At 50.3% G+C, this 13,918-nt stretch carries 14 protein-coding genes; 7 read left to right on the forward strand and 7 right to left on the reverse strand.

Annotation, left to right across the window (positions count from 1 at the left end):
- Positions 1–83 precede the first annotated feature (83 nt).
- From trxA to ACJJIJ_RS19275, 7 genes are all read left to right on the forward strand, one after another.
- Entirely contained in the window at positions 84–413 is a 330-nt protein-coding gene (gene trxA / locus ACJJIJ_RS19245) for a thioredoxin TrxA (protein WP_252084169.1), read from the forward strand.
- Between the two features lie 372 nt (positions 414–785).
- Positions 786–2,045 (forward strand): transcription termination factor Rho, encoded by a 1,260-nt coding sequence (gene rho / locus ACJJIJ_RS19250; RefSeq protein WP_108731406.1) that lies wholly within the window; start codon positions 786–788, stop codon positions 2,043–2,045.
- Between the two features lie 269 nt (positions 2,046–2,314).
- Positions 2,315–2,584 carry an RNA-binding regulator gene (rbp, locus tag ACJJIJ_RS19255; RefSeq protein WP_020413665.1) on the forward strand — a complete coding sequence of 90 codons (270 nt, stop codon included), beginning with the start codon at positions 2,315–2,317 and terminating at the stop codon, positions 2,582–2,584.
- Between the two features lie 155 nt (positions 2,585–2,739).
- Positions 2,740–4,206, forward strand: coding sequence for a 4-hydroxy-3-polyprenylbenzoate decarboxylase (gene ubiD, locus ACJJIJ_RS19260; protein WP_252084170.1), 1,467 nt, complete (start codon positions 2,740–2,742; stop codon positions 4,204–4,206).
- Between the two features lie 179 nt (positions 4,207–4,385).
- Positions 4,386–5,606, forward strand: a complete 1,221-nt coding sequence (locus ACJJIJ_RS19265; RefSeq protein WP_444938188.1) for a serine hydrolase domain-containing protein — start codon at positions 4,386–4,388, stop codon at positions 5,604–5,606.
- Positions 5,607–5,948: 342 nt separating this feature from the next.
- Positions 5,949–6,257: a hypothetical protein gene (locus ACJJIJ_RS19270; RefSeq protein WP_444938189.1), complete on the forward strand. Its 309-nt coding sequence runs from the start codon at positions 5,949–5,951 to the stop codon at positions 6,255–6,257.
- 287 nt (positions 6,258–6,544) lie between these two features.
- Complete coding sequence (locus ACJJIJ_RS19275; RefSeq protein ID WP_252084173.1) at positions 6,545–6,874, forward strand: hypothetical protein; 330 nt, start codon at positions 6,545–6,547, stop codon at positions 6,872–6,874.
- Positions 6,875–7,162: 288 nt separating this feature from the next.
- Here the strand turns inward: ACJJIJ_RS19275 and ACJJIJ_RS19280 are convergent, their stop codons facing one another.
- The 7 genes from ACJJIJ_RS19280 to ACJJIJ_RS19310 all read right to left on the reverse strand — a co-directional run bounded on the left by ACJJIJ_RS19280 (position 7,163) and on the right by ACJJIJ_RS19310 (position 13,883).
- Positions 7,163–8,203, reverse strand: coding sequence for an alpha/beta fold hydrolase (locus tag ACJJIJ_RS19280; RefSeq protein ID WP_444891573.1), 1,041 nt, complete (start codon positions 8,201–8,203; stop codon positions 7,163–7,165).
- Positions 8,204–8,296: 93 nt separating this feature from the next.
- A complete protein-coding gene (locus ACJJIJ_RS19285; protein ID WP_444938190.1) occupies positions 8,297–9,547 on the reverse strand; it encodes a heme biosynthesis HemY N-terminal domain-containing protein in 1,251 nt (416 codons plus the stop codon).
- Entirely contained in the window at positions 9,544–10,902 is a 1,359-nt protein-coding gene (locus ACJJIJ_RS19290) for a uroporphyrinogen-III C-methyltransferase (protein ID WP_444938191.1), read from the reverse strand. Before ACJJIJ_RS19290 ends, ACJJIJ_RS19285 begins: the two co-directional genes overlap by 4 nt.
- Positions 10,903–11,021: 119 nt before the next feature.
- Entirely contained in the window at positions 11,022–11,792 is a 771-nt protein-coding gene (locus tag ACJJIJ_RS19295; RefSeq protein WP_444938192.1) for a uroporphyrinogen-III synthase, read from the reverse strand.
- 17 nt (positions 11,793–11,809) lie between these two features.
- Positions 11,810–12,727, reverse strand: a complete 918-nt coding sequence (gene hemC / locus ACJJIJ_RS19300) for a hydroxymethylbilane synthase (protein WP_252084178.1) — start codon at positions 12,725–12,727, stop codon at positions 11,810–11,812.
- Between the two features lie 89 nt (positions 12,728–12,816).
- A complete protein-coding gene (gene ruvX, locus ACJJIJ_RS19305) occupies positions 12,817–13,239 on the reverse strand; it encodes a Holliday junction resolvase RuvX (RefSeq protein ID WP_444938193.1) in 423 nt (140 codons plus the stop codon).
- A 59-nt stretch (positions 13,240–13,298) separates the two neighbouring features.
- Positions 13,299–13,883, reverse strand: a complete 585-nt coding sequence (locus ACJJIJ_RS19310; protein WP_444938194.1) for a YqgE/AlgH family protein — start codon at positions 13,881–13,883, stop codon at positions 13,299–13,301.
- Positions 13,884–13,918: the final 35 nt, after the last annotated feature.

Here is a 13,918-nt window from a genome sequence, read left to right on the forward strand (position 1 = left end):
CAGCTGTATTACCACAGCCGGCATCGTGAGATGATGCGCCTGCGGTGTCCCCGCATCGAGTAACTAAAGAACAGGAAAGCATTATGAGCGAGCACGCAATCATCAACGTAACCGACGCTGAGTTTGAAGCCGAGGTTCTCAAGGCTGAAGGTCCGGTGCTGGTGGACTTCTGGGCGCAATGGTGCGGTCCGTGCAAAATGATCGCTCCGGTCCTGGAAGACCTCTCTGGTCACTATGGAGAAAAATTGAAAATCGTCAAAGTTGACGTGGATGCCAACAAAGAAACCCCGGCAAAGTACAATGTACGCGGTATTCCTACCCTGCTGCTGTTTAAAGGTGGCAATGTGGAAGGCACTAAGGTTGGCGCCCTGTCTCGCGCCCAGTTGACCGAGTTTATCGATAGCCAGCTTTAATCCCGGTTAATTCATCCTGCAAAGAAGGCAAATTTCTTTGCAGGATGGGAAACACCCGTTATACTGGCTGTAATTCTGTAATAGTTCAGTCAGCTGTGAATCCAGTGACGACCAGCTGAAGAAAACGCCCCCCCATAGGTCCCTGACTATTCCCGGCGTATTTATTCCTCGAATTGAGCTTAATTGAGACGGCTTTCCCTATAACGTTTAGTGTTGGAAAGCTAAAGCCAATGAGTATTACGCTTTTGAAAGGCATGGAGTCCTGGAGTACCGGGCAAATAAACGAGCAAATCTCTGATTTTCAAACCCCTCCTCAAATTATTTCCGGCGTGTCCGCGCCAATGACAACAGAAACCTTAATAAGCAATTGGTATGAATCTCTCCGAATTAAAAACCAAACCCATTGAAGAGTTGATTGAAATAGCCAAAGGCATGGGCCTGGAAAACCTGGCCCGGTCGCGTAAACAGGATATTATTTTTAATATTCTCAAACGCCACGCCAAAAGCGGTGAAGATATTTACGGTGATGGCGTATTGGAAATCCTTCAGGATGGTTTTGGATTTTTGCGTTCCGCTGATTCCTCCTATCTCGCGGGTCCGGATGATATCTATGTTTCCCCCAGCCAAATTCGTCGATTTAATTTGCGCACGGGTGACTCAATTTCCGGAAAAATTCGCCCACCAAAAGAGGGTGAGAGATATTTCGCTCTATTAAAGGTTAACGAAATTAATTTCGATAAACCGGAAAATGCCCGCAATAAGATTCTTTTTGAAAACCTCACCCCGCTTTTCCCCAACGATCGCTTAACCCTGGAATGTGGAAATGGCTCTTCCGAAGACCTGATTGGCCGCATTATTGATCTGGTTGCGCCGATAGGTAAGGGCCAGAGGGGTTTGATCGTGGCGCCGCCAAAAGCCGGTAAAACGATTATGTTGCAGAATATGGCTCAGGCTATCACGCGCAACAATCCGGAGTGCCACCTTATTGTCCTGCTGATCGATGAGCGCCCGGAAGAAGTTACCGAAATGCAGCGCTCGGTGCGCGGAGAAGTGGTTGCCTCTACATTTGATGAGCCTCCGGCACGTCACGTACAGGTTGCCGAGATGGTTATCGAAAAGGCCAAGCGCTTGGTAGAGCACAAGAAAGACGTGGTCATCCTGTTGGATTCTATTACCCGTCTGGCGCGTGCCTATAACACCACGGTACCCAGTTCCGGTAAGGTATTGACTGGTGGTGTGGATGCCCACGCCCTCGAGAGACCTAAGCGTTTCTTCGGCGCCGCACGGAATATTGAAGAAGGCGGAAGTCTGTCTATTATTGCTACTGCACTGATTGATACTGGCTCGAAGATGGACGAGGTGATTTTCGAGGAGTTTAAAGGCACGGGTAATATGGAGTTGCAGTTGGATCGTAAGATCGCGGAAAAACGTGTTTATCCGGCAATTAATGTTCGACGCTCGGGAACACGTCGAGAAGAGCTGCTGATGCCTGAGGGCGAGCTGCAGCGGGTATGGATCCTGCGCAAGTTACTACATGATATGGAAGATGTAGCCTCAACTGAATTCCTGGTGGACAAGCTGAAAGACTTCAAGACAAATGACGAATTCTTCCTGTCCATGAAACGGAAATAATTTTTTTATATAAAAGGCGCCCATATCGGCGCCTTTTATATTCTGGTTTGCACAAAGTGATTATTTGCGCGAATTAATGTTGAAAAGGCGAGCTATAAGGCATATAAAGTTCCACATCGTGGCGCTGGGTATGAAATTTATAGTTTGGCGCCCGACCGAATTGGCCCAGGGATAACCCCGCAAAGGGCCAATCTCAAATGGATAATCTGGTGGAGCTGGTTATTCATTTGTGACTGCACGACAGCCCACACATCTAGTGAGAACCTTTTGTGAATATCTATATTGGAAATCTGGCCTACGCGGTAACCTCTGACGACTTGCACGAAGCTTTCGGCGCATTCGGAGAAATCTCTCGGGCTACTGTTATTACTGACCGTGAGACTGGCCGCTCTAAGGGCTTCGGTTTCGTAGAAATGCCTAACGACGACGAAGCGCGCAAAGCGATCGAAGAGATGAACGACCAGCCTCTGTCTGGCCGTAACATCCGCGTGAACGAAGCTAAGCCTCGCGAAGATCGTCCGCGTCGCCCTCGCTTCTAAGCTACGGCTAGCTTAAGTTTTTTGCGACCCGCAGCATTTTGTTTGCGGGTCGTTTCTTCCTTTTCTCAATTGGCACCCTATCCTGGGGGCTGTTCCCCATTCTGTAATTTCTGTTTTACACTGCGCGCTGGATTTTTCTTCTTGACCGGCAGCCCATGAAATACAAAGACCTGCGTGATTTTATCCAATTGTTGGAAAAGCGTGGCCAGCTCAAACGGATTAAATTCCCTGTAGACCCCAATCTGGAAATGACAGAAATCTCTGATCGCGTTCTGCGCTCGGGAGGTCCTGCATTACTTTTTGAAAATCCTATCGGTTTTGATACGCCGGTGCTCGCCAATCTGTTTGGCACCACTGAGCGAGTAGCGCTTGGGATGGGGCGTGAGAGCATTGATGACCTACGTGAGGTGGGTGAATTACTCGCCTTCCTCAAGGAACCTCAACCGCCTGAGAATTTGCGCGATGCCTGGGAAAAACTGCCGGTTTTCAAGCAAGTGCTCAATATGGGGCCGAAGGTGGTCAAGGGTGCAGCCTGTCAGCAGGTGGTAGTAGATAAAGCTCAATTAGACCTCACCAAATTGCCAATTCAGACCTGCTGGCCGGGAGATGCGGCTCCATTGGTAACCTGGCCATTGGTGATCACTCGTGGGCCAGAGAAGAAGCGCCAAAACCTGGGTATTTATCGCATGCAGTTAATCGGTAAAAACCGACTGATAATGCGTTGGCTCAGCCACCGGGGAGGTGCGTTGGATTACCGTGATTGGTGCCGGAAGCACCCCGGGGAGCCCTATCCTGTAGCTGTAGCACTTGGCGCAGATCCGGCCACAATACTGGGAGCAGTGACCCCGGTACCTGATAGCCTGTCGGAATACGCCTTTGCCGGGCTATTGCGTGGAGATAAAACCGAAGTAACTGGTGCATTGCTCAGTGATCTGCAGGTTCCCGCCAGTGCTGAGTATGTGTTGGAAGGTTTTATCTACCCCGATGACATGGCCGATGAAGGCCCGTATGGGGATCATACGGGCTATTACAATGAGGTGGACCGTTTCCCGGTGTTTACCGTGGAGAAAATCACCCACCGGAAAAACCCCATCTATCACAGTACTTACACTGGCCGTCCGCCGGATGAACCCGCGATCCTTGGCGAGGCACTCAATGAAGTATTTGTGCCTATTTTACAGAAACAATTTCCTGAAATTGTCGATTTTTACTTGCCACCTGAAGGCTGCTCCTATCGGCTAGCTGTAGTAACTATGAAAAAGCAGTATCCCGGTCATGCCAAAAGGGTAATGATGGGAGTCTGGTCTTTCCTGCGCCAGTTTATGTATACCAAGTTTGTTATCGTTACCGATGATGATGTGAATGCAAGAGATTGGAAAGATGTAATTTGGGCTATGACAACCCGTATGGACCCCGCGCGTGATACGGTGATGGTGGAAAACACCCCGATTGATTATCTGGATTTTGCCTCGCCAGTTTCTGGCTTGGGTTCGAAGATTGGTTTTGATGCTACTAATAAATGGCAGGGAGAAACCAACAGAGAGTGGGGTAATCCTATCGAGAAAGATCCACAGGTGGTCCAGAGAGTCGATGAAATCTGGTCCAAACTAGGTTTTGAATAATTACTGGTCCTACTTTATTTTAGTTGTTCTTCCATAGGGCGTCCCAAGAGGCGCTCTAGTTGCTAATTTCTTAGCATTTAACCATTTTCCATATTCCCGCATCTATAGATAAAGCTGATAACGTCAAATCTCGGTATTAGCTTTATGGCCGTCTTTGATTAATTGTGGGGAATATTTAAATGAGAGTACTTTACGCTGTCAGCTTAATGATTGTTGGCGTTTTCGGATTTTGGGCTATATTGCCAAGCCAGCAGGAGAGAAGCGCCGAGATTACCAATATTGAAGAATTTCTGCCCACAATTATGAAAGAGGCGGCTATTCCTGGTATGGCCGTCTCAAGAGTAAAAGACGGTAAGCTTGTTTTTCAGCAAGTCTACGGAATGGCGGATGTGGAATCTGGTGAGGCAGTTACCCAGAATACCCCTTTTAATATCGCATCAATTAGCAAACCAATTATGGGCGTAACGTTATTGCAATTGGTCGATAATGGAAATTTGGAGCTCAATCGGGATATCAATACCTATTTACCATTTAAGGTGGATAATCCACATACAAGGGGTGAAAAAATTACTTTAAGAAATCTGGCAAGTCACACTGCAGGTATTGCGGATTACTATGACTATGCCACTTATTCTGAAAACCGAGACCCAGAAATTAGTCTTGAGCAACACCTCCGTGCTCTCCTTACTAAGGAAGGTAGTCTGTACAATAATGGAGACCATTATCTGAAATCTATGCCGGGGAAAAGACGGCAATACAGCAATTTATCTGCAGGTTTGGCGGGCCTTCTAGTGGAGTCTGCAATAGGCCAAACCCTCGCTGACTATAGCAAGGATACCCTTTTTCACCGTTTGGAAATGGAAAGTGCAAGCTGGAAACTTAATGGGATGGATCTGAATTCTATAGCTGTGCCTTATAAAGTAGAGCAATGTGTACCATTTGTCGGCCTGTGTACTGATGATGAATCAAGCAAAATAAATTATTTTGTGGGAAGGTTTATTAAGCCACCTTTCGAATATAAAAAATTTCATCCATATCCTCACAATGGTAATCCACAGTATCCGGATGGTGGTGTTCGCGTAAGTATTGCAGACCTTAGTGATTTCCTACTGGCAGTCCTTCATAACCGGGATAAATCAGGGGCGAAACTCTTGTCTGATACCATGTATGAAGAAATGTTTCGTTTGCAGTTGCCCAAATCGGTTTCTGATTCGCAACGCTTTTTTTGGAGAGATCGCGATGGGCTTGTGGGGCATATGGGGTCAGATCTGGGGGTTTTTACTGTTATGTATTTTGACCCAGACCGTAAGGATGGCTTTATTATACTAATGAACCGTGGTATGGATAGTAAGTCAGCCGAGGCGATGAGGCATATTGCCAAGCGCTTAGTGCAAATATAATAATCATAAATAAGATAAAATAATCAAGATTTTATCTGAAATTTCTCAAAATCCATTAATAGGTTTTTCGGTGATTGAGGAAGTTCCAATGGGTATCATTGGGTTGAGCTCTCTCACTATAGGAAAAGGAGTACCAATTATGATTAGAGCCAAAGAGGATATAATTAAATTTCTTTCAGTCGTCCTGTGTTGTTTTCCACTTATGGTGAATGCAGAAGAGACTAACCTGAAGAGTAAGGAAGCTTTCGAACGAATAAAATCACTTAGCGGAGACTGGAAAAGGAAGGCGATACTGGGGGGGATTTTTATATTAAATTTTCCCAGACTGCCGGAGCCTCTGTTTTGGTAGAGAATTGGCTGTATAAGGGTAAATCTCATTCGCTCACTATCTATCATATGGATAATGGCAATTTATTGGCAACCCACTATTGCCCTCAAGGAAATCAGCCCCGTTTGCAGCTTAGTTCAAGTGGTGGAAGAGGACAGCTGGTATTTTCTTTCAAAGATGCTACCAATCTTTTGGATTTAGAAGCCAATCACCAACATAGTTTGGGCTTTGAGTGGTTGGAGAGTGAAGGGATCATCCGTACAGAGAGCTATATGGAAAATGGAGCTCTAAAGCCTTCGAGTATGCGTCTAGTACGTAAGTAAACTGTCAAATCAATCAATTCTGTATATCACTCTTTCTTGCAATAAAGCTGGTAGTGATTCTTCTGCCAGCTTTTTTTGTGCGTCTAATTCAACCAAATGTGACTTAGGTAGTATGATGTAATCTCTTCTATACTTCGATGCTATATTGCATGTTAATTATGCAGTCGACCAATATATTTAACATTTGATGACATTCTTGTCTGGCATTTAGTGGTCGATAAACAAATTACTTCATGATGGTCCTGGGGATTAGGGCAAATAATTACAATATGAGGGAGGGGTGATAAATGGAATTGATTCTTTTTGTAATCATTATGGTGGCAGTCTTAGTCCTGCCATTAAAAATGGCTGCTGCCATGATGGGGGCGAGAAATACAGGAGTTTTCCACTGTCTTTTTGCTTTATTGTTGGCATTAATTGTACAGAGAATAGTGGGCGGCATGTTGCCCGGTGTGAGTGACAGCGCCGGGGTTCTCTTGACTATTCCACTGGCGGCTATTGCCTATATGTTGGTATTGGGTACTGGATTTTTGAAAGCAATAATTATTGCGATTCTGCAGGGAATAATTACTTTCCTAGCGATGCTTCTTTTTGCTGGTATGTTCGCAAATATCTAATAGCTTCGGGCAATTTTTTTCTTATTCAGCTTGGTCAGGTAGCTTTCAAATAGCTTTTTTACGGATGTCTTCTGTTCCTGATCCAAGTTATCTCTCCCTCTAAGTGGTGCTGTTTTATAAATTTTTCTTTTTTTCTGGTGTAAAGGTAAGCAGAAGCTTCGCTGCTTTACGGTATAGATTTAGTGAAAATCCCCAAGCTAGAGAATTTTATTGCTGTCTGGAAAGCTTTTATTTTTCCATTGAGGCTATTTCAGTCATGTGGGGATGATTTAGGTTGAAAGGAATTTTTCAATCGGAATCCTGCTGAGACTCCTCATTAAGGAACTGGCTCAGGGGTTCGAAATAATCATTGAAGGCCTCGAACTGCGGTATGTGCCCGACCCCATCAAGTTCGGTTAACTTCGCATCTGGAATAATGGCAGCCGCTTTTTTACCCAATAGGTCATAACGCCCCAGAGTCTTTTTAATGGGTTCGGCAGCGCGGGCGCGGCCAATCGCGGTGCGATCCCGGGTACCGATAATCAGTAAGGTAGGCACAGTGAGATCTGCGAATTCATAGATAACCGGCTGTGTGAAAACCATTTCTGAAGTGAGGGCATCAATCTTGGCTATATGCTTAGAATCAGGGCCCAGTGACCAGCCGGCCTGAATATCGAGCAGGGAATCGTAGGACTTTCTCCATTTCCCATCAAAATAGGCCCTGGACATATAGCTCTTAATCCCTTCGGGTGTTTGTGCCTGCTCCCTAAGGATGGCTTGTTCCAGGGGTTCGTATGGTACGACGCGCTTCCAGTCCTCCAAGCCGATTGGGTTTACCAAGGCGAGCTTTCTCACCATCTCCGGGTACATTAAAGAAAAGCGTGTAGCCAGCATGCCTCCCATGGAGTGACCAACTACAGAAACCTGATCCACTTTGAGTTTGTCGAGCAGAAATTTGGTATCTGTAGCCATACCGTGCAGGTTGTATTGCATCAATGGCTTACTGGACTTTCCGAAGCCAACTTGGTCTGGAGCAATAACACGGTAGCCCTGTTCTGTGAGCGCGGCGATACTATCTTTCCAGTAGGCGCCGGAAAAATTTTTACCGTGCAGAAGCAGTACTGTTCCCTTAGAGCGTACAAGCTTGTTCGCAATAATATCCATATAGGCCATGGCCACAGGCTGGCCTAATTTGGATAGCTCTAGAGTCTTAACCGGATAGGGGTACTCGTAGTCACTCAGCAGCTTATCTTGTGGCTGGATTGGGTTGTCAGCAGCCAGCGTCACCCGTGATAAGAGAATGGAAAATAAAATAGCGAAGGATGAGAGATATTGCTGTGACGGTGTCATGGAGCAAGCCTCAAAAAGGATGCGGAGGCTTACTATGGGGTAAATAGTATAATAGGAAAAGGGCCCAGATTATCTGGACCCTTGGAGAAACGGTTAGGCGTGTACCCCGAGCAGGGGTTTGTCCTGACTGGGCATGGATACAGGAGGTAAGTTTGGAACAGCTTGCATCAGCCCTTCCTCAAACAAGCGCGAGGCTTTGTCCTTCTCGCCGAGTGCTTTAAATAGCCGTGCCAGTTCTGCAGAGGTTGCGGGGTCCTGACGTAACAACAGGCTTTTCTCAAAATACTGTTGTGCCTTTCCCCACAGTTCGTTGCGTAAGCTCAGACGCCCGAGACAGGTGAGCAGGTCGGCACTCTCACCATATTCCTTGAGCCAGCCCTCTGCAGCAGAGAGCTGAGCCGCTGCGTCGGCACCGGTAAGGCGGCCGTATAGATCGGCCAGCTTGGGAGCCCACTCTCGGTTTAGTAGCCAACGCAGGTGTTTTTCCGCGGCACTGTCATCACCGCTTTGGTGCAGCAGACGGGCAAAGAGACTGCGAAGCTCTACGTTGCGTTGCCAGCGGCCATTCAGGCCGTGCCAGATGTCGTGTAGTTTCTTTCTGTCGTTTCGGTTTGCGGCTTCGATGAGTTGATGTTCGTAGACTTCCCGCTCTAGTTTTTGTCGGTCTTCTTCGGACATATTGGCGTGCTTTTCTAATTCAGGGAGAAGTTCTCTCAGGTTGCTCCAGTCCCCCAAAGCGTAATAGGCCTGCTTGAGCATCTGTAGCAGAGCCGGGTGCTTAGGTTCTAATTGCTTGGCTCGCTTGAGGCTGGCGATACACTGTTCGTAGTGTTTATCCTGTAGCTGCATACGGGCCTGACTCAAAGCCACTGCCAAGCCAGTGTCATCGCCACAGGCTTCGGCTTTTGCCAGCAACTCATTGGCTTCTTCGCGAAATCCAAGCTCATGAGCGCTGCGCGCGGCAGCCAGGTAATTAATCAGTGGCGCCTCGGAGCGCGGCGCACTTTTTAAAAGTTGTCGTCGGGCACGTGACCAGTTGCCCTCCATAAACTCCACCAGGCCACTAGTGAGACGTCTGCGGGCGACCCGCTGGCGGCCAAAGCGTAGGCGATCGACGCTGCCGCGCACAGCGCGAAAGAGACTGCGGCTTATCCAGGTGAGAAGAAACAGGGCGAGCAAAAGGGCAACTAGCGCGACTATGGCGAACCAGAGATTCATCTCATAGCCTTTGTTGAGTTCGCCACCGAAGCCGATTACCAAATACCCGGGGTAATTCTGATTTATCTGCGGCAGTAAGGCACCGAGAAGCAATAGGGCGACAGCAGCAAAAAGGACCTTTCTCACTGGCTGACCTCCTCGGCGGTGCCGGTGCCATACCCTGACGTTTTGTGCAGCCGCTCAATGTAATTGTAGAGAGCCACCTGTGAGGCATTCAGGTCTGGCATTTGCGCCTGAATGGGCTGTTTGCTGAGTTCTGCCAGTTGTTGCGCGAGTGTGTTGCGCTGGGAATTGGCTGTGCCATAAGTCAGAAGCAGCTCGCGGGCGCTATCAAGAGCGTCCTTGTAAACGGTGCTATCGCCGCGCAATAGAGCCAGTTGTGCCTGCTCCATATTTAGACGCAGGGTTTGGCGAAAGCGTGCCTCGCTTTGAGGGGAAAGCATTACCGGGTTGATATCGCCATCGATGGGGCGAACAGAGTCGCGTAGGAAGTTGGTAAAATTTTGCCAGCTGCGCTCCCATGCGGATTGGTTATCAGGCGTGGGCTCTACTTTTGCCACCTCCCTTGGAGTTTGGGTCATATCGAATTGCGGCTGTATAGAGGCGCGGATCAACTGCTCTTCCAGGGCGCGCAGGCGTAAATAGAGGCCTTCTCGATCGATATTTTCCACGAGTTTCAAAGCGGTGATATCCCGTGCCAACTGTTGGCGCACTCCGTAGAGATCGGGAAGATTTACTTGGCGCAAAATGGTGTCGACCTTTTCAACCAGGCCCAGAGCGGCGCGGCTATTGTCTTCAAGCATCAGCCGTTGATTGGCCATTCGCAATAGGTAGTCGGCCTCGGCCAGCTGCCAGTCCTCCCGGCTCACATTACCCAGCTCACTGAGCCGGTTGCCCTGGGCGGTGAGGCTGCGCTGAAGAGCCGCTAGCTGTTGCTGTAGCTGCAAAATAGTTCGCGTTTGCGATTGTATTTGATTGCGTAACTCAGTATCTGTCTGTTTAAGTTGATCAAGCTGCTGGTTCTGTGGGGAGACGCTCGGCGCTTCTGCCTGCTGGGGTTCTATGGAAGGAGGTTCGGCAGTAGATTGTGCAGCGGGTGCAGTAGAAGTTGTCCTTTCGCGGGCTTGGCTGGAAGTATCAGGCTCGGTAGAAATATTTGGCGATGTGACTTCACCTTGTGATTCGGCTTTCTGTGTGGACACAGTCTGTTTGGCAGGGAAAAAGTCCAGCTGTGCGATGCGGTTGCGCAGTTGGGGCCAGCTGTACCAGGCAAAAGCGATCAAAGCGATAAGCAGCAGAATAAAGACCAGCCACCACCAATGCCCCCCGCCCTTTTTAGGCATCACATTTTTAGCGGCCTTATCAGTTTTGCCTTCTGCTGCTTTGGCAAAATTGCTCTTGCTCCCCCCCTTGTCCAGTGCATCGGAAGTGAGTTCGTTAGCCGGGGTGGAAGGATTGTCCTTGGGTTTTTCGTTGGTCATGGGCTTGGGGCGCAGCTGGTAATTGTCGTCGAATTATAGCGAGTGGCACCGACCATAATAGCGCCGGTGGCGTCGTTTTGAGATTTTTAACCCAATAGGGCAGCAAATTCGAGAGCAATTCAGTTTAGCGCCCTGAGCAGTGCCTCTAGCATAGCGCTGTCTCCGGCATTCTGAGCACTGCTGGTATAGATAAAACCCAGAGCACGGGCTTGCTCCGCGACGCGCGCGCTGGGACAGATAAGGGCAGCCAGGAGGAGGTGCGCGCAATTTGCACGCTCAATGCAGCTGTGTAGGTTCGCGAGAGTCTCGCCACTGTGGACCGTGATGGCATCCGGGGTGAAAGAATATCCCGCCAAATCCGCTGGGGCACCTGCAGGTAGGGACCTACGGTAGAGTTCACAGTAATCCACACGCCCACCCCGTGCGCGCAAGGTGTCGCCAATAAGAGTGCGTCCGCCAGTGCCGCGGAAGATCAGTACCCGAAGTCCTGAAACCTCTTGTAGGGTGGGCAGGGCGAGCAGGTCCTCGGAAGTCATGTGTTCGCCGCTGTGCTCGCAGGGTATACCACGCATCAGTAATGCTTTAGCCGTGGCCGCGCCAATAGCAAGGTATCGTGGCCCCTGGGGTAACTGTGGCCAGTAATCCTCCAGCCAGTCGACGGCGTAGCACACCGCATTCTGGGAGACGAAAATGGCAAAATCCACCTGGTCGAAATCGAGAATCCGTTTTTTAATGGCCTGCTGAGCAGCCTCATCAATGAGGGGCTCAATAGCCAACATAGGGATAGTGTCAACCTCCGCGCCCGTAGCGCGCAATAGCGCGCCCCAGGTGTCGGCTTGATGGGCGGGGCGCGTGGTCAGTACGCGCTTGCCTTGCAGGCGCTTGGCCATATGGATCTGTCCTGGGCTTAAATCGCGTCGAGAATTTTGTCGGCACCCTGCTCCAGCAACTGTTCAGCGAGTTGAACGCCCAGAGCTTCGCCATCAATGGCTGCACCACGGATTTCGGCGCGGATCATGCGGGTGCCATCGGGGCTGCCGACCAGGCCGCGAAGCCACAGAGCGTCGCCTTCCAGCTCGGCATAACAGCCGATGGGAACTTGACAGCCGCCGTTCAGGCGCTTAACCAGTGCGCGTTCTGCACTGAGTCGCGCGGCGGTTTCATGGCAGTGTAGTGGTTGCAGTAGGGCTTCCAGCTCGCTGTCTTTGCGGGCTTCGATGCCGACAGCGCCCTGGCCGCCGGCGGGCAGCAATACAGTGGAGGGGAGAAAGCTGCGAATGCGCTCACGCATCTCCAGGCGTAGCAGCCCGGCGGCAGCGAGAATAATAGCGTCGTACTCTCCCGCATCCAGTTTGGCCAGGCGAGTGTTTACGTTGCCGCGTAGGAACTTGACCTCCAGATCGGGGCGCTGCGCCAGAAGTTGGCACTGGCGGCGCAGGCTCGAAGTGCCCACAATTGCGCCTTGTGGCAGTTCCTCCAAATTGGCAAAGCGGTTGCTGACGAAGGCATCACGCGGGTCCTCGCGCTCGCAAATAACTGGCAGGTAGAGGCCTTCAGGAAATTCCATCGGCACATCCTTCATAGAATGTACGGCGATATCCGCGCGTCCCTCCAGCATGGCCACTTCCAGCTCTTTGACAAAGAGCCCTTTGCCGCCCACCTTGGTTAGGGGGATATCCAGCACCTGATCGCCACGACTGGTCATTGGCAGCAACTCTACCTCCAGCTGAGGGTGCTCCTGCTGCAGGCGATCCTTAACATAATTGGCTTGCCATAGGGCCAGGGCGCTCTCGCGCGTAGCGATGCGGATACGGGAAATGGGCATTGGGCTCGATCACTCATTTGTGTGGGCGGGTAATTCTATCAGAGCGCTGGCAGCTATGGCTCAGCTGGCACAGATTCTGAGAGCGGATATCAGGCGCGTGTGCGCAGCCAGTCCTCAAGAATGATACGCGCGGCAATGGAATCCACTGGATTATCGGCATAGCTGCCGCGGTGGCCACGTTCCGCTGCCTCTTCTTTGGCTGCGCGGGTACTGAGGCGCTCATCAATCATTTCTACCGGTAGCCCGGCGCGACCGTGCAGGCGCTGGCCAAATTTACGTGCACGAGCACCAAATTCACTCTCACTGCCATCCATATTCAGCGGTAAACCCACAAGCAAATAATGTGGCTTCCACTCGTCGATCAGTCGTTGGACCTTATCCCAATCGGGTTTGCCATCTTTTGCTGGCAGTGGTGGCAGCTCTTTGGCGCTGCCAGTCAGGCTCTGGCCAAAGGCGAGGCCGATGGAGCGGGTGCCAAAATCGAAGGCGAGGGCGGTAATGGGTTTACTCATCAGAGGGAACATCCGGTATTAGAGGGATCAATCTTGGGCCGAATGATAACCGGGAAGGGCTAGGCGTGTCCGGCCTGTGAGCCGAGCCCTGAGAGGTCGATACCGTGTCGAGCGGCGGCACTTTGCCAGCGTTTTTGCACTGGGGTGGCAAACAGGATTTCGGGTTCTGCCGGTAGAGTCAGCCAGGCGTTTTCCGCCAGTTCCTGCTCCAGTTGTCCTGGCCCCCAGCCGGCGTAGCCCAAAGCTAGCAGCACATCGTCGGGGCCATGTCCTGAGGCCAGTGACTCGAGAATATCCCTGGAAGCGGTAAGACTGATTTCCATATTGATTTCGCTCGTCGAGTCGAAATGTACACCGGCACCGTGCAGGACAAAGCCCTGCTCGGGAGAAATAGGCCCGCCCAGCAGGACAGTTTCATCGCCACGTTGGCTGGAGTCCTTCAGTGACAACTGCTCGAAAATCTCTCGCCAGTGCACTTTGCTGGGGGCGTTGATCACTATGCCCATAGCCCCCTCTTGGCTGTGCTCAACAATTAGAGCGATGCTGTGCTTGAAGCGCGGGTCCTCCATGCCGGGCATGGCCAGTAGGAATTGGCCGCGCAAGCTGCCATGGGTTAGGTCGCTGTCAATGTTCGAATTGGGCATAGTTGTATTCTAGGTCGCTTGCGTGCAAGGCAAGT

Source organism: Microbulbifer mixtoriginis (SeqCode) (genome assembly GCF_052467945.1).